This is a genomic window from Streptomyces sp. SID13666, assembly GCF_010548325.1.
Taxonomy (GTDB): domain Bacteria; phylum Actinomycetota; class Actinomycetes; order Streptomycetales; family Streptomycetaceae; genus Actinacidiphila; species Actinacidiphila fildesensis.
Genome location: NZ_JAAGLX010000001.1, coordinates 364,008 through 382,664, shown reverse-complemented (window position 1 = coordinate 382,664; position 18,657 = coordinate 364,008). Strand labels below are relative to the sequence as shown.

Annotated in this window: 21 protein-coding genes; 6 read left to right on the top strand and 15 right to left on the bottom strand. The window is 70.4% G+C overall.

Annotation, left to right across the window (positions count from 1 at the left end):
• Window positions 1–56: 56 nt before the first annotated feature.
• Window positions 57–245, top strand: a complete 189-nt coding sequence (locus tag G3I60_RS01840) for a DUF4236 domain-containing protein (protein ID WP_138354602.1) — start codon at window positions 57–59, stop codon at window positions 243–245.
• A 45-nt stretch (window positions 246–290) separates the two neighbouring features.
• Here G3I60_RS01840 and G3I60_RS01835 read toward each other — a convergent pair whose 3' ends face one another.
• From G3I60_RS01835 to G3I60_RS01815, 5 genes are all read right to left on the bottom strand, one after another.
• Entirely contained in the window at window positions 291–623 is a 333-nt protein-coding gene (locus tag G3I60_RS01835; protein ID WP_244808958.1) for a VOC family protein, read from the bottom strand.
• A gap of 28 nt (window positions 624–651) precedes the next feature.
• Window positions 652–1,233 (bottom strand): HhH-GPD-type base excision DNA repair protein, encoded by a 582-nt coding sequence (locus tag G3I60_RS01830; protein WP_164292507.1) that lies wholly within the window; start codon window positions 1,231–1,233, stop codon window positions 652–654.
• 172 nt (window positions 1,234–1,405) lie between these two features.
• Window positions 1,406–1,714: a hypothetical protein gene (locus G3I60_RS01825; protein WP_164606432.1), complete on the bottom strand. Its 309-nt coding sequence runs from the start codon at window positions 1,712–1,714 to the stop codon at window positions 1,406–1,408.
• 625 nt (window positions 1,715–2,339) lie between these two features.
• Window positions 2,340–3,056, bottom strand: a complete 717-nt coding sequence (locus G3I60_RS01820; RefSeq protein ID WP_138354598.1) for a transglycosylase SLT domain-containing protein — start codon at window positions 3,054–3,056, stop codon at window positions 2,340–2,342.
• 609 nt (window positions 3,057–3,665) lie between these two features.
• Window positions 3,666–4,376: an SDR family NAD(P)-dependent oxidoreductase gene (locus G3I60_RS01815; protein WP_164292509.1), complete on the bottom strand. Its 711-nt coding sequence runs from the start codon at window positions 4,374–4,376 to the stop codon at window positions 3,666–3,668.
• A gap of 102 nt (window positions 4,377–4,478) precedes the next feature.
• Here G3I60_RS01815 and G3I60_RS01810 point away from each other — a divergent pair, with 102 nt between their 5' ends.
• On the top strand, window positions 4,479–5,309 hold the full coding sequence (locus G3I60_RS01810) for a helix-turn-helix transcriptional regulator (RefSeq protein WP_164292510.1): 831 nt from the start codon (window positions 4,479–4,481) through the stop codon (window positions 5,307–5,309).
• A gap of 54 nt (window positions 5,310–5,363) precedes the next feature.
• Here the strand turns inward: G3I60_RS01810 and G3I60_RS01805 are convergent, their stop codons facing one another.
• The gene (locus tag G3I60_RS01805; RefSeq protein ID WP_164292511.1) at window positions 5,364–6,017 is read right to left on the bottom strand and encodes a hypothetical protein; all 654 of its coding nucleotides are present in this window, start codon (window positions 6,015–6,017) and stop codon (window positions 5,364–5,366) included.
• Between the two features lie 250 nt (window positions 6,018–6,267).
• Window positions 6,268–7,038, bottom strand: coding sequence for an alpha/beta fold hydrolase (locus tag G3I60_RS01800; RefSeq protein ID WP_138354594.1), 771 nt, complete (start codon window positions 7,036–7,038; stop codon window positions 6,268–6,270).
• Window positions 7,039–7,099: 61 nt separating this feature from the next.
• Between G3I60_RS01800 and G3I60_RS01795 the strand changes: the two genes are divergently transcribed.
• Entirely contained in the window at window positions 7,100–7,519 is a 420-nt protein-coding gene (locus G3I60_RS01795; RefSeq protein ID WP_138354593.1) for a MarR family winged helix-turn-helix transcriptional regulator, read from the top strand.
• A gap of 67 nt (window positions 7,520–7,586) precedes the next feature.
• Here the strand turns inward: G3I60_RS01795 and G3I60_RS01790 are convergent, their stop codons facing one another.
• Window positions 7,587–8,900, bottom strand: a complete 1,314-nt coding sequence (locus tag G3I60_RS01790; protein ID WP_164292512.1) for a HAMP domain-containing sensor histidine kinase — start codon at window positions 8,898–8,900, stop codon at window positions 7,587–7,589.
• A 1-nt stretch (window position 8,901) separates the two neighbouring features.
• Window positions 8,902–9,639: a two-component system response regulator CseB gene (gene cseB / locus G3I60_RS01785; RefSeq protein ID WP_138354591.1), complete on the bottom strand. Its 738-nt coding sequence runs from the start codon at window positions 9,637–9,639 to the stop codon at window positions 8,902–8,904.
• A gap of 292 nt (window positions 9,640–9,931) precedes the next feature.
• On the opposite strand from cseB, the gene lexA reads away from it, so the two are divergent.
• The gene (gene lexA, locus G3I60_RS01780) at window positions 9,932–10,609 is read left to right on the top strand and encodes a transcriptional repressor LexA (protein WP_164292513.1); all 678 of its coding nucleotides are present in this window, start codon (window positions 9,932–9,934) and stop codon (window positions 10,607–10,609) included.
• Window positions 10,610–10,711: 102 nt separating this feature from the next.
• Window positions 10,712–11,365, top strand: coding sequence for a class I SAM-dependent methyltransferase (locus G3I60_RS01775; protein WP_164292514.1), 654 nt, complete (start codon window positions 10,712–10,714; stop codon window positions 11,363–11,365).
• Between the two features lie 77 nt (window positions 11,366–11,442).
• On the opposite strand, the gene G3I60_RS01770 is transcribed toward G3I60_RS01775, so the two are convergent.
• From G3I60_RS01770 to G3I60_RS01760, 3 genes are all read right to left on the bottom strand, one after another.
• Complete coding sequence (locus tag G3I60_RS01770) at window positions 11,443–11,943, bottom strand: hypothetical protein (protein ID WP_239069449.1); 501 nt, start codon at window positions 11,941–11,943, stop codon at window positions 11,443–11,445.
• 338 nt (window positions 11,944–12,281) lie between these two features.
• A complete protein-coding gene (locus G3I60_RS01765) occupies window positions 12,282–13,193 on the bottom strand; it encodes a hypothetical protein (RefSeq protein ID WP_164292515.1) in 912 nt (303 codons plus the stop codon).
• Window positions 13,194–13,376: 183 nt separating this feature from the next.
• A complete protein-coding gene (locus G3I60_RS01760) occupies window positions 13,377–14,306 on the bottom strand; it encodes an SMP-30/gluconolactonase/LRE family protein (protein WP_164292516.1) in 930 nt (309 codons plus the stop codon).
• Between the two features lie 77 nt (window positions 14,307–14,383).
• Between G3I60_RS01760 and G3I60_RS01755 the strand changes: the two genes are divergently transcribed.
• Window positions 14,384–14,827 carry an Lrp/AsnC family transcriptional regulator gene (locus G3I60_RS01755; RefSeq protein ID WP_138354586.1) on the top strand — a complete coding sequence of 148 codons (444 nt, stop codon included), beginning with the start codon at window positions 14,384–14,386 and terminating at the stop codon, window positions 14,825–14,827.
• Between the two features lie 38 nt (window positions 14,828–14,865).
• Here the strand turns inward: G3I60_RS01755 and G3I60_RS01750 are convergent, their stop codons facing one another.
• From G3I60_RS01750 to G3I60_RS01740, 3 genes are all read right to left on the bottom strand, one after another.
• Window positions 14,866–16,155, bottom strand: coding sequence for a YhgE/Pip domain-containing protein (locus G3I60_RS01750; RefSeq protein WP_138354585.1), 1,290 nt, complete (start codon window positions 16,153–16,155; stop codon window positions 14,866–14,868).
• A 158-nt stretch (window positions 16,156–16,313) separates the two neighbouring features.
• Window positions 16,314–17,972 carry an AMP-binding protein gene (locus G3I60_RS01745; RefSeq protein ID WP_203671861.1) on the bottom strand — a complete coding sequence of 553 codons (1,659 nt, stop codon included), beginning with the start codon at window positions 17,970–17,972 and terminating at the stop codon, window positions 16,314–16,316.
• A 65-nt stretch (window positions 17,973–18,037) separates the two neighbouring features.
• Window positions 18,038–18,634, bottom strand: coding sequence for an isoprenylcysteine carboxylmethyltransferase family protein (locus G3I60_RS01740; RefSeq protein WP_164292518.1), 597 nt, complete (start codon window positions 18,632–18,634; stop codon window positions 18,038–18,040).
• Window positions 18,635–18,657 lie beyond the last annotated feature (23 nt).

The window sequence follows — 18,657 nt, the reverse complement described above, 5'->3', positions numbered from 1 at the left end:
TAGAACAAGGCCTCTTGGGGCAGGCGACGCACACAACACCGATCGAGGAGGCCCCCGTGCCCATCACCTTCCGCAAGTCGTTCCGGATCTTCCCCGGCGTCCGCCTCAACGTGAACCGCAAGTCGCTCTCCCTGACCCTCGGTTCGAAGGGCGGCCATCGCACCTGGTCGACCACCGGCAGAAGGACCACGTCCACGGACCTCCCGGGTCCCTTCGGCTACCGCCACACCGACACGCGCGACTGAACCAAGCGGCGCGGCGGCGTTCGCCGGCGCGGTGACCACGCAGGGTCAGAGCTCGTGAGCTCGTTCGTGCCGGGGTTCGTACAGCCCGACCTCGCCACCTCCGGGCAGTTGCAGAATGCTCATCAGACCCCAGCCCTGGTCGGTCACCGGCTGGATGAACGTGACGCCCTTCGCCGTCAGTTCCTCCACGCTGGCGGTGACGTCGTCGCACATCAGGAAGAGCTCGTGGCGCTCCGGGCCGTCGGTGGGGTGCACGGCGATTTCGGCGGGCGGCAGCTTGAAGATGAGCCATCCGCCGCCCGCATCCACGTGCGGATAACCCAGCACATCGCGGAAGAACACGCGATCGGCTTCTGCATCCCGGCTGTAGATCACCACATGAACACCATTGATCATGATCAGATCCTCACTTGGCGGCCTTGGCTGCCGCCTTCATTTCCTGCTTGTGTGCCCGTACTTTCGCCAGTGACTCCGGTCCGGTGATGTCGGCGGCGGACCGGTAGACCCCGGCGGGCCCGTACTGGCCCGCCGCCTCCCGCCACCCCTTCGGCCGTACGCCCAGCCGCTTGCCCAGCAGTGCCAGGAAGATCTGCGCTTTCTGCTCCCCGAAGCCGGGCAGCGCCTTCAGCCGCCCCACCAGCTCCGCGCCCGTATCCGCGCCCGTCCACACGGACGAGGCGTCCCCGTCGTAGTGCTCGACCAGGTACGCGCACAGCTGCTGGACCCGCTTCGCCATCGATCCCGGATAACGGTGCACGGCCGGCTTCTCCGACAGCAGCGCCGCGAAGGCGTCCGGGTCGTACGCGGCAATCGCGTGCGCGTCCAGGTCATCGGCCCCCAGCCGCTGGGCGATGGTGTACGGCCCCGAGAAGGCCCACTCCATCGGCACCTGCTGGTCCAGCAGCATGCCGACCAGCGCCGCCAGCGGACTGCGGCCGAGCAGCTCGTCGGCCTCCGGCTGCTGGGCCAGCCGCATCGTGATCTCCATATCTCCAGCTTCGCCCCCACCCGGGCATTCCGCACGGTCGGCGCACCGGGCAAGCCCAGGGGCGGCGGCAGGCGGGGACTGTTTTCCCCCGGGGCCGGCCGGTGTCAGGGCCGGCCGGCCCCGGAGTACGTGCGCCGGACACCGTCGGGCGCGCCGGGTCCGGTGGTCGGTGTCAGTTCTTCGACAGCCGCAGGAAGCGGATTCCCGGCATCCGGAGCATGACGGTGACCGTGCCGGTCCCGTACTCGGATGCGGTCAGTCCGGCCAGTTTCTCGGTGGTCAGCTCGTCCGCGGCGCGCAGCGTCCGCCACTGGGCCTCGTCCGGCCATTCACCGCCGCCGGGGCCGTCCCAGACCTTGCGGATGTTCGCGTGGTTCTCGTCCAGTCGGCGGGAATCGGCGGTGTAGCGGGCGCCCGGCGTCAGTCCGGCAGACCCGCAGCATCCCTGCCCGCAGAACCGGCGGGATAAGGTTCCGGGCATGAGAAACACACGTTCAACAGGGCCGGCGGGCTTCAAGTAGCCCGCCAGGAGATACCTGGCGGTTGCTGCGAACGGAGCCCCGTGGCACGCACCGCCCACCACCACGTTCCCCTGCACCACAGCGGGAAGTCACCCGACTACCGGCCTGAACACCCGTGGCGTTCCGTGGTTCTCCATGACCTCAGGTACAGCGCCCGCACCTTCAGCGATGCGACGCATGAGTCCAGAAGGCCCCACCCGCGCATGGTCCGGCGCACGGTGGAGGTCTACTCGTGGGCTCGAAGCTGTCGGGACCCTTCCGTCGCTCGGTGGTCCGCGGAGGAGGAACGCCGGGCACGACAGCGGCTGCGAGCCCAAGTAGGGACTCTCCTGGGACTGGTGAACTCCACCACCGGCGAACTCGCACTCGACGCCGCGGATGCGGTGGACATACCGCCGGCGCGTCACCGGCGCAGCTCTCTCTGGCTCGCGTAGCCGGCAGTCCATGTGCCCTTTTCGGCCCGACCAGTTGGGTGCTCTCCCAGGAACACGCCTGGGAGAGGCCGGCGACGACCGGTTCGGGCCGGCCTCGGCCGAGTGGGCCGAGGGGGCTGGTGATCTGGTGGAGCTGGGTGAGCTGGGTTGATCAGTACGCGGAGTTCACGTTGTCGATCGAACCGTAGCGGTGCGCCGCGTAGTTGGCGGCGGCGGTGATGTTGGCGACCGGGTCGGTGAGGCGATTGGCGGTGCCGGCGACGTGGTAGGTGTCGAAGGTCGGCTGGATCACCTGGAGCAGGCCCTTGGACGGGATGCCGTTGATCGCGTTGATGTCCCAGTCGTTGACCGCGTTCGGGTTGCCGCTGGACTCGCGCATGATGTTGCGGTGCAGGCCGGAGTAGCTACCCGGGATGCCCTTGGACTTCATGATGGCCAGCGACTCGCGGATCCAACCGTCCAGGTTGTTCGAGTACTTCGGGGCAGACACGGCAACCGGCTTGCGCACGGTCGACCGGTTCGCGGCCGGCTTGGCCTTGTGCTGGGCGGCGGCGACCGGCTTGGCCTTCGCGGGTCCCTTGGTGAGGTCGCGCGAGGCGTCCTTCGCAGCGGCGGGCTTGCCGACGTAGGCCGGGTAGGAGCTGACAGCCGCTCCCTTGGTGAGCGCCTGGACCTTGGTGCCGGCCTGGCCGTCGGCGGAGACCTTCGCGACGTTGATGGCGGGGAGCGCGGAGGTGCTCTGGGTGGCGGTGCCGGCGAGGGCGAGGGCCGTGGTGCAGCCGGCGGCGGTGAGCGCGACAGCGGAGATCTTGAAGCGCTTGGACGGGCGGAAGGTGCGCAGGGAGGAGAGCTGAGTGGGTGCGGGCATGCGGTATGAACCTCTTCCAGACGGGATCAGGGGACGGCCGGCCGTAGCGGCGGCGTGCGGAGCAGGTGGCGGGCCCGGTCTCGCTGATGTGTCGAGAGGGCGCTGCGCTCATGTTCGTGCTGCTCGAACCATGGTTAACGCGGCCCGCCGGCGATGGCAAAGACCTCGCTTACTACCCGTCTTAGTAAGCAGAGCCGAAAGGCACCCGTCGGGGCTGTGCGCGGCCCGAAAGGGAAGGGAAATACGTCCACTAAGCGGCTTCGGACGTGACGTAGGTCCTGTGCCCGGGCTCACTCGATGCGGGGTTTCCAGGCCACCGAAACAGCCTCTATTCGGCGATGGCCTGCCCTCGCCCGCCCATCCCGATCCCCTTTGATCCCGGCATTGCGTACGCCGGGCGCGAAAGATCCGGCCGGCTCAAGGCCGGCCCCTTCTGTTTTCCGGGACCGGACAGCCGGCCAGCCGGTCGGACCGAACAAAGACGAGTAATAAGAGGAGCGATAACGGGACGGCGTGACTTTCGGTGCCCACTGGCTCACTCATGCGGACGGGCTGTCCCCGGCGCGGTGGGCGCACTCCGGGAAACAGCCCGCGATCAGGGAAGGTCTCTCACCAGGGAAGAGTCCCCTCGGCGTCGAAATACCCGCCGGTCGGGCCGTCAGGGCTCAGCTGGGCCATGCGCACGATGATCTCGGCGCCCTGTTCAACGCTCTGCATGCCGCTGTGCGCATTCAGGTCGGTCTTGGTGAAGCCCGGCTCCACTGCATTGATCCGCATGTCCGGGAACGCCTTCGCGTACTGCACCGTGATCATGTTGACCGTGGCTTTCGACGCCGGATAGGCCACGCCCGGGTAGGCGTGCGTCGGGGTTCCCGGGGTGGTGACCAGGGAAAGCGAGGCCAGGCCGCTGCTGACGTTGACCATGACCGGGGCGGCGGAACGCTGCAGCAGCGGGAGAAAAGCGTGGATGACGCGCACCGTGCCGAAGACGTTCGTTTCGAATGTCTTCCGCATCACGTCCGCGGTCAGACCCAATGCATCGATCACGACGGTGCCGTCCCGCATTTCCTCCTGGATACCGGCGTTGTTGATCAGTACGTCCAGTCCTCCGTCGGCCTCGACGGCCTTCACCGCGGCCTGCACGGACGCGTCGTCGGTGACGTCGAGCTGCATCGCGCGCGCACCGAGCTGCTCGGCGGCCCGGCGGCCACGTTCGGCGTCCCGGCTGCCGAGGTAGACGGTGTGTCCCGCGGCGATGAGCCGACGGGCGGCCTCGAAGCCGAGACCCTTGTTCGCTCCGGTGATCAGTGTTGTTGTCATGCCTCCACGCTGCGGCAGAGCCGCACGGGTCAGCCAGGAGTCCCGTTTTCCTGGGACTCCCAGTACCAGGACGATCCGGGCCGGGCGGTGCACAGTGGTGTCATGGCGACCACGGAGTTCGGGCACACGTTGCGGCGCTGGCGCGACCGGGTCTCCCCGGAGGCGGCAGGGCTGGCGGCCGGCGGCCATCGGCGCGCGGCCGGGCTGCGCCGGGAGGAGCTCGCCCTGCTGGCCGGGATCTCGGTCGACTACGTCACCCGCCTCGAACAGGGCCGGGCGGCCAACCCTTCGGAACAGGTCGTCGAGGCCCTGGGCCGGGCGCTGCGCCTGTCCGTGGCCGAGCGCGAGCATCTGTTCCACGCCGCCGGGCTGGTGCCACCGGGCCAGGGCACGGTGCCCGCCTACATCACACCCAGCGTCCAGCGGATGCTGGACCGGCTGACCGGGACGCCCGTCGCGGTCTCGGACGCGGCGTGGACCCTGCTGCTCGCCAACCCTCTGTACGTGGCCTTGATGGGCGAGCTGCACGGCAACGGGCGCAACGCGGTGTGGCGCACCTTCCTCGGCCCGCCCGGCCGCGTCCGCCACACACCGCAGTCCCAGCGCGCACTCGAAATCGCGCAGGTCACGGCATTGCGGGCGACCGCGGGCCGGTATCCGGCGGACCTGCGGGTACGGCGGCTGGTCGCGGACCTGCGCGCGAAGAGTGACCGGTTCGCCGAGCTGTGGGACGGCGGAGCCGTCGGCCGGCACGAGGCCGCGCGCAAGACCATCGATCACCCGCAGGTGGGTGCCCTGACGCTCGACTGCGACATCCTCAGCGTCGCGGGAAGCGATCTGCGCATCATGATCTACACCGCCGAGCCCGGCACCCCGGACGCCGAACGCCTTGCCCTCCTCGCCGTGCTCGGTACCCAGACACTCACCGGATAGCGGCTCCGCACCGGTCCTCACCCGCCCCCACCGGGCCTTTCGGCGGACGCGGCCTCAGAAACGTATGTCCGGCGCCTGGAGGACGATACGCAGGAGCTCGTCGGCACGCTCGGCGTCGACTTCGTGGCGTAGCCAGACGTTCTGCTTGGGGTCGGCGGCCGGATCCTCGCTGACCGTCACCCAGAGCAGCAGGCCCCACAGCACCGTGAGGGAATGCCCGGCCATTTGAGCGCCGAAGCCCACCGGGACGGCGACGCCGATGCGCGGCGGCGGGGTGCCGTCGAAGTCGGGCGGGGCGAAGTCCGAGACGTCGTGGCCGGCGAGGACCAGCGGTGTCCCGGTGACCTGGAGCCAGTGCACCTCGATGCCCTCGCCGATCCGGTCGACCGCGACCGACAGCCAGCCGCGCACCGTCGCCTCCGGGTCGGGGAGCCAGCTCAGCGGGCCGTCGGGGTCGGTCGCGCGGCGCAGGTCGTTCTGCGGGGGCCCGAAGTTCTCGTTCTCCACGGGCCCTTCGAGCTCGTTACCGTCACGGTCCACCCGCCACCAGCGGCGGATCGACTCCCGTGGCGCCCAGGTCTCCGACGAGTACTCCCCCGCGACCTCGTAGATCCAGCGGGACCCGTCGTCGTCATCACCGCCGGGCATGGGTGCGTCCTGCGGCCCGACCGGCCGCAGCGCCCCCTGGGGCCGGGTGTCCTGCGACATCGGCTGAGGGCGTGCGTCCTGGGGCCCGTCCTGCGGTGTGTCCCGTGGTGCCTCCTGCGGTGCGTCCAGCGGCCGTGTGTCCGCAGGCCGTCCCTTGCGCCCGAAGATCCCCATTCTCCGTCCTCCCCCTCGACCCGTGCGGTTGTGCGACATCCTTCCCCGGGCGGGGGGCGGTCAGGCGGGAAACGAGACTTTCCGCCTGGCGCCGTCGAGATCAACTCCGGCTACGCGTACCCCGGTTGCCGACGTATCAGCGACGGTAGGCGTCGATCAGCGCGAAGGTGGCCGCCGGCTGCTCCAGCTGCGGCAGGTGACCTGCTTCGGGGATGATCTGGAGCCGGCCGTTGCCGAAGGCTTCGGCGTACGCCTCGCCGTAGGCAGGGGTGACGACGCGGTCGCTCTCTCCCCAGAGCAGTAGCGTGGGGACGTCGACGCGCCGCAGGCGGCGGAGCAGTTTGGGGTCGTGCATGTAGGGGTCGCCCGCGAGTTCGCGCATGGTGGCCATGTTGGCCTGCTGAAGCGCGAGTCGCTCGGCTGGGACGTCGGCGGGGTCGACGTAGAAGCGGTCCGAGTCGTGCCAGGCGTATTCGGCGACGCCGGCGGCGTCGAGCGCGAAGAAGTCGACTATCGGCTCGGCTTCGACGTGCACTCCGGCGGCGTCGATCAGGACCAGTCCGGTGATGAGTCCCGCGGTGTCGCGCACGGCCATTTCGGCGGCGGTCCAGCCGCCGAGCGAGGAGCCGATGACGAGCACGTCGCGGAGCTTGAGGTCCTGGAGGCAGTGCAGGTAGGCGAGGGCGAGATCGTCGATACCGGTCAGCCACGCGGGGCGAGGGGCACCGTTCCAGCCGGGGTGGGTGGGCGTGATGGTGTGCATGGTCGGTGCGAGGTGGTCCGCGAGTCCGGCGACCGTGGCCGGCCCCCCGCCGCCGTGCAGGATCAGGCAGGGGCGGCCGGAGCCGGCCTCGGCGAGGGTGATGGACAGGTCGGGGTACACGGCAACCGTGTGGTTCGTTGGCATGCCCTCACTCTAACTAAGGATGTTTATATAAACAAGCTTGGTCATGCTCTAGACTGAGTCCATGCCCGATGAACTGCAGGTCCTTGGAAGAGCGGTGAAGCAGGCCCAGTACAAGCAGCACCGGGCACTCGAGAGCCGGCTCGCCGCCGCCGGTACGACGCTGGCCCAGTGGGACGCCCTCCGCGCGATCAGCCGCACGCCCGGAGCCGCGGCCCGGCCACTGGCCGCGGCGACGTTCCAGAGCGAGCAGGCGTTCGGGACGCTCGCCGGCCGGCTGGCGGCCCTCGGCCTGATCGAGCGCAGGCCGGGCCACGGCCGGCGCATCGAGCACTACCTCACCCCCGCCGGCGAAGAGACCCTGGCGGCAGGGCATCGGATCGCCGACGAAGTCCTCGCCACCTGCTTCGCCGCCCTGTCCCCCACCGACCGCACCACCCTGCTCGACCTGCTGGGGCGCATCGACAGCGATCCGGGCGCGTAGCCCCAGCCGCTCCACGGACGCCGGACGGCCGACGCCTCGAACCGACGCCTCGACCGGTCACTGCCGATCAGCCGTCCTGGTCCGGCAGTTCGAGGTTGGCGACGGCTCCGTGCGGGTCGGCGTTGGCCAGGGTGAGGCGGGCACCGATGACGCGCGCCTGGCCGAGGGCGATGGTGAGGCCGAGCCCGTGGCCGTGCCCGCGCTCCGCGGCTCCTGTACGGAAGCGCTGTGGTCCGTGGGCGATGAGCTCCGGGGGGAAGCCGGGACCCTGGTCGCGTACGACGATCGTCGTGCCGTCGACCGTGACCTCGACCGGCGGTCCACCGTGCCGGTGCGCGTCGAGGATCAGGTTGGTGACGATCCGGTCGAGGCGGCGCGGATCGGTCGCGGTGACCGGATCACCCGTCACCGAGACCCGCGTCTCCAAACCCGTACGTCGCACGGAATCGGTCACCAGCTCGCCGAGCGGCACCGGTTGGGCGTCCGCCCGCTCCGCTCCCGCGTCCAGCCGGGAGATCTCCAGGAGGTCGTCCACCAGGGCGCGGAGCACCTGGACGCGGTCGCGCACCAGGTCGGTGGGCTCGCTCTCCGGGAGGAGGGAGGCGGAGGTGACGAGGCCGGTGAGCGGGGTGCGCAGTTCATGGGCGACGTCCGCGGTGAAGCGCTGTTCGCCACGCAGCCGTTCCTGCAGGGCATCCGCCATGAGGTCGACGGCCGAGGAGATCTCGCTGATCTCGTCATGACCGCGGCCCGCGGTCCGCGCGTCGAGGTCGCCGCGCTTGATGCGGCGGGCGGTGCCGGCGATGCGGCGCAGCCGGCGCAGCAGCAGTTCGGCGGCGAGGAGTGTGAGGGGCACGACGACGGCGAGCATGGCCAGGGCCGCGTACCGCATGTGCCGGTCGAGTGCCTCCAGGCTGCGCTGCTCGGCGCCCATGTCCACGCTGACGGCCAGCAGCGTGCCGTTGACGCGGCTTCCGGCCCACATCGCGTACCCCCGGAGCGGGTGCCGGGTGTCGTACCAGGTGACCGGGCCTGCACCGGAACCGATCCGGTCCCGCAGCTCGTCCGGTACTTCGTCACCCATCCGGTAGTAGGCGCCCGTCGCCGGATGGCTCTGTGGGGGCTGCCCGGCCCGGAACGCGGTCTCGGCCTTGCCCAGGTCCTCCACGGCGCCGGCGCGCGCGATGCTCAGGGAGCGGTTCTGGGTTGTCTGGTGCACCAGGATCCCGATGCCCAGCGCCATCGCGCAGGCCGCCGCGGTGACCCCCGCGGCGACCTTCCAGCGCAGGGATCGCGGATCGGCGAAGCGTCGCAGCGCACTGCGAACGGGGGCGGGGTCGGAAAGTGTGTCGGGGGCGGCGGGGTCCGTCGTCTGTCTCATGTCAGCGCCGGAACTTGTAGCCGAAGCCGCGGACGGTCTCGATGTGATCGGCGCCGATCTTCTTGCGCAGCCGCTGTACCGCGAGGTCGACCACCCGGATGTCGCCGTCCCAGCCGTAGTCCCACACCTCGCGCAGCAGGGTCTGCCGTTGCAGAGCGACGCCCGGCGCGGCCACGAACTCCAGGAGCAGCCGCAGTTCGGTCGGCGTGAGGGCGAGCGGACGGCCGTCGACGTGCACGTCCAGGCCGCGGGTGTTCACGGTGAGATTCCGGAAGGTGAGGACGCTGTCGTCGACGGACCGGTCGTCGCTCGTGGGGTGACCGGTGAACGTGGCCCGGCGCAGCAGAGTGCGGATCCGCGCCACCAGGACGGTGGTGTCGACGGGTTTGACGATGTAGTCGTCGGCGCCCGCCTCCAGTCCCGCCACCACGTCCATCGAGTCGCCGCGGGCGGACATCATCAGGATGGGCGCCTGGCTCGTCTCGCGGATCCTGCGGCACAGTCCGATGCCGTCGAGGTGCGGCAGCATGATGTCGAGGAGCAACAGGTCGTGCTCCCCGTCCCGGAACATCTCCAGGCCCGTCAGGCCGTCAGGAGCCGCCGACACCTCGTATCCGTAGCGGTCCAGCGCCATACCGACGGACCTGCGGATCGATTCGTCGTCCTCCACCAGCAGAACACGCACCGTGGCAGGGGAGCCGCCGTGGTGTCCCGCCGGTGTGCTGTCGCGCTGTCGCATCACGTCACCTGAAGATCGATTCGTGCCGGGCGGCCTGCCCGCGCGCTCATCCAGCCGGTCAAGGCTTTGCGTCCGGCACCGCGCGGATTTGTGTCAGCCACGTATCAGAGGTGGTTCCGCCCCCCTGGCCGCTCCGCTCGTCGCCCCGGAGGAGCCGGCTGCCCGCACTTCCGGCGGCCGGCACGGCGTCGTGTCACATCAGCGTTATTCGAAAGGTCGTTCCCTTACCCGGTCTGTCCGGGTTACTGTGCTTCTCTCACCATGATCACCAGCGAGGGAGGGCGCGCGGACCATGGACAACCGCAAGACAGCAGGGCGCCCCGGCCGACCGCCGGGCGCCCCGGGCAACTACGACGGACTCACCACCCGGCAGGCCGACATCGTCGCCACCATCCGCGACTTCATCGACAGCACCGGCTACCCGCCGTCGATGCGGGAGATCGGCCAGGCCGTGGGCCTGTCGAGTACCTCTTCGGTCGCCCATCAGCTGATGGTGCTGGAGCGCAAAGGCGCCCTGCGCAGAGACCCCCACACACCACGCGCCTACGTGCTCCCGGAGGACTCCCGCAGCACGCGGCCGGCCGGCCGCACGGCGACCGCACGCGTGCCGCTCATCGGCAGGATCGCGGCCGGGATTCCGATCACCGCGCAGGAGGACATCCAGGACGTGCTCGATCTGCCCCGGCTCCTGGTGGGCGAGGGGGAGCTGTTCGCCCTGGAAGTCGTCGGCGACTCCATGATCGACGCGGCCATCGTCACCGGGGACTGGGTCACCGTCCGCCGTCAGAGCTCGGCCGCCAGCGGCGACATCGTCGCCGCGATGATCGACGGCGAAGCCACCGTCAAGCGGTTCAAGCGCGACGAGGCCGGGCATGCGTGGCTCCATCCCCACAACGACGCCTACTCCCCCATCGCGGGCGACGACGCGACGATCCTCGGCCGCGTGGTGGCCGTGATGCGCCGTATGTAGTGCCGCAGTTGCGCCTGCACCCGCGCCGCGTCGATCGTCCGCCGAGCTGGACGCGGTCTGTCCGGTCTCCGGCTGTCGGTGCCCTCCCCTAGGGTCGTCCCCGTGACCGAATCCTCCTACCTCGCCGCGGTCCGGGAGTCGTACGACACCGTCGCCGCCGACTACGCGGAGATCGTCAAGACCCCGGCGGAGCTCGATCCGTTGTCCCGCGCCATGCTGACCGCGTTCGCCGAAGTCGCGCGGGCGGCCGGCCTCGGGCCGGTCGCGGACCTCGGATGCGGCCCGGGCAAGGTCACGGCGCATCTGGCGGAGCTGGGAGTGCCCGCCTTCGGTCTCGACCTCTCCCCGAAGATGATCGAGCTCGCCCGGCAGGCATACCCGAGGCTGCAGTTCACGGTGGGGTCGATGACCGCGCTGCCCGTCCGGGATCACGAGCTCGGCGGCATCCTGGCCTACTACTCCACCCATCACACACCACCGGCGTTGCTGCCCGTCGTGTTCGCCGAGTTCCGGCGCACACTCGCGCCCGGCGGCCGGCTGATGGTGGCCGGCTATGCGGGAGAGGACGAGGAGCTACGGCCGACGCGGGCGTACGGAGGCCATCCGGTGTCCTACGCCTCCCACTTGCTGCCGCCGGATCGGATCGCCGCGCTGCTGGGCCGGGCCGGACTCGACGTCACCGCACGCCTGGTGCAGGAGCCTGATGCAGGGGCGAAGCGGACGATCGCGACCTTCATGGCCAAAAGACCCGAATGATCGAGGGCGGCGCCTTCGGTCTCCGACCTGCGGACGCCGCCCACCGTTGGCGCAAACCCCGCGGGAGGCGGCCCGTGTCACGTGCCGTTGGTGCGGGCCTCGTACGCGGTGATCATGTCCTGAACGGCAGCGGGGCCGGGGGCGATGCCGACCCAGGCTCCGGCGTCGGTCCACATCTGGACCGGGTCGGCGCCGGTGCTGTGAGTGCTGCCGCTGACGATGACGTACGGGCCGTAACGGTCGACCGTGTCGGGCTCGATCTCGCGTATCGGGGCGGGCGACAGCACCTCAAGAGCTTCCACCCGCAGCCGCAGCACGCCGTCGGGACTCACGCCGGGCAGCATCAGCACGCCCTCGACCCGCAGCAGGTCGCCCTCTTCCAGATCCTCCAGGGCGGTCCTGACCAGGGCGGGATCCGTCACCAGGCACGGGAGCACCATCTCGTCCGCCGCGTGGTCGGTGGGCGAGTGGATCAGCCGGAACGCCGCCGTCGCCCCGTACTCGTCACCGGGCGCCGGGACGGGGGCGTCTTCGATATAGCCGTCGAGCACCAGGGCGACGGGTTCCAGCGCGCCCATCAGCGGCCGGTGGTGGTAGCGGCGACCGGGGTCGGGGTCGTCATGGTCTCTCCGATGGATCAGTGGCCCGGTGCTGGGTCGACGGTCAGGCAGCGCGCGAGTACGAGGCTGTCAGCCCCCATTATCCCAGCGCCACCGGTGTACCTCTGCCAGCCCTGCCCCACGCAGCTGTTGGCGGCGATCTTCAACGGGCGCGGATGGTGCCGCGAGGTCGGCGAGGGAGGCCGGATACGACGGGATAGTCGCTGGTGGCAGCCGTGCCGATGGGTCGGCGTGGGCCGGTCGCCGTCCATGACATCGGCGGCGGAATCCGGCGACCCGGCCTGCGCTCCCGGCCGTCAGGGGCTCGGCGGGGCGGCGTTGATGGTGCGGAGGTAATGGATGACGTGACGGCGGCGGGCTGCGACGAGGCGCTCCCGCAGCTCGGCGTCCAGGCGCTGCCGGGCGGCCGGGTCCGCCGACCACCACAGGTCAGCGGGGTCCGGGCGGGCACCCAGCCGGGCGCGAACGCACCGGCACGGGTTGATGAACTCACGGAAGGCGTCCTGTGGATCAGGGAGCCAGCGCGCCACCCAGTCACCGACCGCGGCATCGTGGTGTTCTTCGGCCAATTCTCTCACGCGTTCGGCCTGTTCGAGCAGGCGCAGTTCCCAGAGCATCGCGCAGTGCGAGCAGCCCGGCACCGGTTCCGCATCGGCTTGTACGAGATCGTCGACGGCCTCCCGCAACGGCGCGGGCAGGGTGCGGCCGTCGCCAGGACCGGCGAGCGGGCTGGCACCGGCGGGAGCGGGATCCGTCCAGGTGACCGCGATCCGCCCGTGCTCCAGGACCTGGGTGTCGCCCTGGCGGTCCTCGGCGAGGAGGCGGACGAGGAAGAGCACCCGTTCCTCCGGCGCGTCTCCGACCACCGGTCCCGCCGGATCCTGTGCCCAGGTGAGGTGGTACTCCAGCGCACCCGCGGTGGGCCACGGGGGCAGCAGGTAGCGGTGCTCGCGCGGTTCGTCCGGCAGCGCCACGGCTTGAACGTCTTCGAGGGGATGTTCCACCGAGGACGTGCGGAGCCGCATCGAGGTGAGAGGGCAGGCGTAGCGGCGCACCTGCAGGATGTAGGCCGGTGCGGGGGCGGAGAGGAGATCGGCCGGAGGGGTCACGGCGATCACAGCGTGCCCTTCACGGACCCCTGCGGTCAGCTCGGCCTCGTAGTGCAGCGTGAGTTGGCCGGTGGAGTTGAACACGATCACTGCTGGCACGCCCCCTCGAACGACGCGGTCCGCGAACTGCCTCTGCCCGCACCCCTGCCGACACACCGCAGATCGATTCTGCCCTCTACAGAGCCCTCGTGGGGCCGGGTGGACGCGCACGCCGGCTGTCGTCGCCGACGAGGGTCCGGGCCGGCGCGTGACGGTCGGACGCGCCGGCCCGGCGGGGTGGGCTCAGACGCGCCGGGTCCGCGGTGCGCCCGTCACCGACATCACCAGCGAGTACAACGTCGTGGTCGCGGTGATGAACAGCCGGTTGTTCTTGGGGCCGCCGAAGGCGATGTTGGAGACCGCCTCGGGGACCGCGATCCTGCCGATCAGCGTCCCGTCCGGGTCGTAGCAGTGCACTCCGCCGTCCATGGCCGCGGCCCACAGACGGCCCTCGTCGTCGAAGCGGATGTTGTCGAAGCGGCTGATGCCGTCGGTCGCCTCGGCGAAGACCTTGCCGTCCGAGAGGGTGCCGTTCTCGCGGACGTCGAACACGCGGATCTGGCCCGCGCGGGTGTCGGAGACGTACAGCTGCCGTTCGTCGAGCGAGAAGACGAGACCGTTCGGGCCGCCGAAGCCGTCGGCGACCAGGCGGACCTCCCCGGTCACCGGGTCCACCCGGTAGACGTTGCACGCACCGATCTCGCTGTCCGCCCGGTGGCCCTCGTAGTCGCTGGTGATGCCGAAGTCGGGGTCGGAGAACCATATCGAGTCGTCGGATTTCACGGTCGCGTCGTTCGGGCTGTTCAGCCGCTTGCCCTCGAAGCGCTCCGCGAGGACGGTCAGCGTCCCGTCCGGCTCGGTCCGGCTGACACGGCGGTTGCCTTGCTCACAGCTGATCAGGCGGCCCTGGCGGTCGAGCGTGTTGCCGTTGCTGTGGCCGGCCGGCGAGCGGAAGAGGCCGATCGCGCCCGTCGCCTCGTCCCAGCGCAGCATGCGGTCGTTGGGGATGTCGCTCCAGATCAGCTGCCGCCAGGCGGGCAGATAGAGCGGGCCCTCGGCCCAACGGCAGTCCTCGTACAGCTTCTCGAGCCGTTCGTCGCCGTTCGCACAGCGTCCGGTGCGGAAGCAATCATCCAGAATCTCGTATATCGACGGGCGGGCGATAGAAGACATGATCACACCTTTGAGACTTGAGACTGAACTACATCCTGTCTCGTATGAATATCGCAGAATGAGGTATGGTGGCAAGCGTGGATGACATTGATCGTGAACTCGTCGCACTGCTCCAGCAGGACGCCACGCAGGCCTATGCCGCCCTCGGCAAGGCCGTCGGCCTGTCGGCCGGCGCCGCGCACGAGCGGGTGCGGAAACTGCGCGAGCGCGGCATCATCCGGCGGACGACGGTGGACGTGGACCCGGCGGCCCTCGGGCAGGGTGTGCTCGCCTTCGTCATGGTCGAGTCGTCGGCCTGGATGGGCGAGTCGGGCGCGGCGTTCGCCGCCATCGCCGAGATCCAGGAGGCGCACATCATCGCGGGCAGCGCCTCGGTGCTGGTGAAGGTGCGCACCGCCACCACGGTGCACCTCCAGGACGTGCTCCGACGGCTCTACGCCATCGAAGGCGTCAGCGGCACCCAGGCCACGGTCTCACTGGAGACCTTCTTCGAGCGGCCGGTCTCACCGCTGGTGAACTGACAGCCGCCGAAGGGCCTCAGACGTGTTCGGGAACGATCTCAGGCGTGTTCGGGAACGATGCGGTGCAGGCCCTTGCGGTCGTAGTAGCCGGTCATGGCGAACCCGAAGGCCAGGGCCGCGATCGAGCCGACCGCGATCATGATCCACGCACGCGTGAGTCCGGCGTCGGCCTGGGCGCCGAAATACATGATCGCCCTTACACCGTCGGCGAGTTGCCGCATGGGTTCGAACTCGGACAGCACGCGGTAGAAGCTGGGGAGCGCCTGCAGTGGAATGGTCGCGCCCGAGGACGGCAGGGCCAGCGCGATGAACACGAACATGCTGACCAGCTGTCCGATCCCACCGAAGGCGGCAAGCAGGGCCTGGACCCCGAGCCCCACCGCGGCGGTCGCGCAGAACGAGAAGACCCACAGCAGCGGCAGATGGGACGCGTCCATACCCAGGATCACCACCGTCGCCAGCATGATCAGACTCGACGTCAGCGCGGAGAGCCCCAGCGACATCACACACGTGACGATGAACGTCCGGGTCCGGGTGATCGGCACGGTGGGCCGCTGGGTGCGCACCGGCCCGAGCTCGCTGGCCGCGTAACCGAGGGCGACGTCGACACTGTTGCTGATCACGCTCGCCCCGAGGAACCCGGACAGGACCAGGAGCAGGGTGTAGTAGAAGGCGGTCAGGCCCAGCCCGCTGTGCGAGCCGATGGCATGCCCGACCGAGACCTTGACCGTCACGGGGTCCTGCAGGAGAAGCCGTTCGGCGTTGGTCATCGCGCCGCCCCCGGGGCGCGGCCGCTCGATGAGCGACGCGCCGAGCTGCGCCGATGCCGCGTGCGCCGTCTGCTGGGAGATGGAACTCGCCAGTGAGGAGGCCAGACTGCCTGCCCCTGGGTTGGTCAGCACCGACATCGTCGGCCGGGCCGGCTGCTGCCCGGTCGGTGCCCCCAGCGCGCCGACGGCCGCGGTGAAGCCGTCCGGCACTTCGAGGACGCCGTAGAGCTTCCCGGAGGCGAGTCCGTCCCGGGCGCCCGCCGCGTCGAGCTGCCGCCACGACGCCTGCTGCTGCGACTTGGCCGCTTCGGCGATCCCGTCGGTGACCTGCCGGCCCAGGTTCATCGGCTGCCCCGCCACCACGGCGCCCCGGTCGGCGTTGACCAGGCCGATGGGCATGTGGTGCAGATTGCCGCTGGGGTCGAGGATGCCGCCCATGTAGACCAGGGAGAGCAGCAGGGCGACGAGCCCGATGATGGTCGCCGGGAAGGCCCAGATCTTGGGATTCCCCACGACCTGCCGCACGGTCGCGCCGGTGGTGCGCTGGTTCGCTGGCATCGCTCTCCATCGGTAGCAGTCCTGGTGCCATCCGAGGGGAGAGTATCCCTTTATAGGGTGCTTTGGTCCGCTTCTGACGTCCCGTCGATCAAGTTCCGTGACACGACGTCGGAGGAGCACCCCGCCCGGGTGAGGCGGGGTCCGTCACAACCTGATCGTCACAAGCTGGTCGTCACCGCCTCGAGACCGCCCTCCTGAAGCAGTTGCCACATATGACGGCGGCGCAGCTTGCCGCTGGTGGTGCGCTTGAGCAGCCCGCGGCGGCCGGCGACGAGGGTGAGGGCGGGCTCGGGACCGAGTTCGGCCCGCAGCATCTCGGCCACCTTCTCCGTCCAGGGGCCGGGGGCGGCTTCCACGAAGACCGCGACCCCGGCCCGGCCGCGATCGTTGAGGGCCACCACCGCCGCGCGGTCCCGGCCCAGCCCGGCGGCCGCCGCGACCTTCGCGTCGAGGTCGTCGACGTAGACGCTGCGCCCGCGGAGTTTCAGGCTGTCGCCCATCCGGCCCAGGACGAAGAGCTGGCCGTCGTGCAGGAAACCGGCGTCCGCGGTGCGGAGTTCCCCCTCGACGAAGCGGGTGGAATCCGGACCGCCCTCCCGTCCCGCGTGATAACCCGGCGCCACCGAGGCGCCGGACACGGCGATCTCCCCGAGATGGCCTGCCGGGACCGGGGCGCCGTCCTCGTCGAGGATCCGGACGGCGACGCCGTCCCCGTCCTGAGGGAAGCCGTGGCCGACCAGCCAGCCGGAGCCCGGCTCGACCTCCCCGTCACCCAAGCGGGCGGTGTCCTCGACGGTCACCGCCCGGCCCATCCGCAGCGCGGCCCAGTCGGGACGCACGATCAGGAGCGGTGCCGCGGCGCCCGTCACCGCGAGCGTGTTCTCGGCCAGGCCGTAGGACGGCACATACGCGTCCGGGGAGAACCCGGCCGGTGCGGCGAACCGGGCGAAGGCGGAGAGCGCCGCCGGGTCGACCGCCTCGGCGCCGACGCAGACGCTGCGCCAGCCGGACAGGTCCAGTTCGTCCAGCCGCCGCGGCCGGACGCGCCGGGCCGCGTAGGCGAACGCGAACGACGGCGCCGCCGAGTGCGCCGCCCGGCCGGGCGCGAAGCAGTCCAGCCAGCGGGCCGGGTCGCGGATGAACTGGTCCGGGCGCATCAGCCACAGGTCGCTCTGCGAGGCGACCGGGAAGAGGCAGCAGCCGATCAGGCCCATGTCGTGGTGGAGCGGCAGCCAGGAGGCGAATCCGTCGCCGTCCTTCCATCCGATCAGACGGCTCTGCAGGGCACGGTTCGCCGTGAGGTTCCGCCAGGAGACCCGCACCCCGCGTGGCCGGCCGGTGGAGCCCGAGGTGAACTGGAGCAGGGCGATGGACTCGGCGGGCGGAGCCACCGGCCGGTGCGCCTCGGATCCGGGCCCTTCGGGTGCGACCCCATCGGGTACGGCCTCGGCTGTGATCTCCTGCGGCGTCCACGGCCGGCCGGGAAGCCCCGCCCGGGTCATCGCGCGGGCGGCCAGATCACCGAACTCCCCGCTCGCGATCACCAGGGCGGGTGCGGCCTGTTCCAGGACGGCGACGATGTGCTCGACGTACGCGTCATCGGTCTGGAACGAGGGCGGTGGCAGCGGGGAGATCGTCGCGCCGACCGCCCAGACGCCGAAGAGCGCCGCCAGGCAGGGCAGGCCGGTGGGCATCAGCAGGCACACGACGTCACCGGGGCGGACGCCGGCCGACCGCATCCCGGCGGCGGCCCGGCGGGCGGCGGCCGCGAGCTCCGGATAGGGGACGTAGGTCCAGCCGCCCGAGTCGTCGGCCAAGCGCACACCCCGCCCGGCGTGAGGATCGGTCAGCCAGGCGGTGAGCGGCGGGAGGACGGCCACGGCTAGCCCCCGACCCGGCCGGTCTCCGCCGGCGCGGACCTGCCCGGACGAGGCACGAAGCGCCCCGTCATCGCGACGTACCTCCGGTACTCCGGCCCGAACTCCGACCCGCTGAGCCGTTGTTCCTCCTGAGCGGCCGTCGCATTGAGCGCGGCGAACCCGTAGCAGAACAGCGCCAGAGTGATCACGTGCGGGAAGAGCACGGCCCCGCTGAGGAACGCCAGGAGGAACGCGGCGTAGAACGGGTGCCGGATCATGCCGTAGGCACCGTGGGTGACGATGTGGCGCGGGTCGTCGTTCTCCTGGTGCCACAGCGCGACGGGGATCCGGTGGGTGCCCAGGGTCAGGAAGATCAGGGCGATCGAGACGGCGTTCAGCGCCACCGCCACAAGAGTCAGCCCCGTGCGCCAGGAGTCCGGGGTGATCGGTTCCCAGCCGAGAGCCGTGGACCCGGCGACGAACAACGGGCTGAGGCCGAAGGGCAGCGCTGTCAGCCACCACTTCAGGTTGAAGCGGCCGTCGGACCGGAAGAAGACTCTGGGGAGCGCTCCGATGACGGCGAAGTTCAGCAGGAGGAGGAAGAGGGCGGGTTGGTCCACGGGTTAGGTGTCCTTTCGAAGAA

Excerpts from the sequence above, each read along its gene's own strand:
- G3I60_RS01800 (WP_138354594.1), bottom strand. The coding sequence starts at position 7,038 with ATGCCAACGAACCACACGGTTGCCGTGTACCCCGACCTGTCCATCACC.
- G3I60_RS01790 (WP_164292512.1), bottom strand. The coding sequence starts at position 8,900 with ATGAGACAGACGACGGACCCCGCCGCCCCCGACACACTTTCCGACCCC.
- G3I60_RS01760 (WP_164292516.1), bottom strand. The coding sequence starts at position 14,306 with ATGTCTTCTATCGCCCGCCCGTCGATATACGAGATTCTGGATGATTGC.
- G3I60_RS01820 (WP_138354598.1), bottom strand. The coding sequence starts at position 3,056 with ATGCCCGCACCCACTCAGCTCTCCTCCCTGCGCACCTTCCGCCCGTCC.
- G3I60_RS01815 (WP_164292509.1), bottom strand. The coding sequence starts at position 4,376 with ATGACAACAACACTGATCACCGGAGCGAACAAGGGTCTCGGCTTCGAG.
- G3I60_RS01795 (WP_138354593.1), top strand. The coding sequence starts at position 7,100 with ATGCCCGATGAACTGCAGGTCCTTGGAAGAGCGGTGAAGCAGGCCCAG.
- G3I60_RS01810 (WP_164292510.1), top strand. The coding sequence starts at position 4,479 with ATGGCGACCACGGAGTTCGGGCACACGTTGCGGCGCTGGCGCGACCGG.
- lexA (WP_164292513.1), top strand. The coding sequence starts at position 9,932 with ATGGACAACCGCAAGACAGCAGGGCGCCCCGGCCGACCGCCGGGCGCC.
- G3I60_RS01770 (WP_239069449.1), bottom strand. The coding sequence starts at position 11,943 with ATGGGCGCGCTGGAACCCGTCGCCCTGGTGCTCGACGGCTATATCGAA.
- cseB (WP_138354591.1), bottom strand. The coding sequence starts at position 9,639 with ATGCGACAGCGCGACAGCACACCGGCGGGACACCACGGCGGCTCCCCT.
- G3I60_RS01805 (WP_164292511.1), bottom strand. The coding sequence starts at position 6,017 with ATGTCGCAGGACACCCGGCCCCAGGGGGCGCTGCGGCCGGTCGGGCCG.
- G3I60_RS01825 (WP_164606432.1), bottom strand. The coding sequence starts at position 1,714 with ATGCCCGGAACCTTATCCCGCCGGTTCTGCGGGCAGGGATGCTGCGGG.
- G3I60_RS01750 (WP_138354585.1), bottom strand. The coding sequence starts at position 16,155 with ATGCCAGCGAACCAGCGCACCACCGGCGCGACCGTGCGGCAGGTCGTG.
- G3I60_RS01830 (WP_164292507.1), bottom strand. The coding sequence starts at position 1,233 with ATGGAGATCACGATGCGGCTGGCCCAGCAGCCGGAGGCCGACGAGCTG.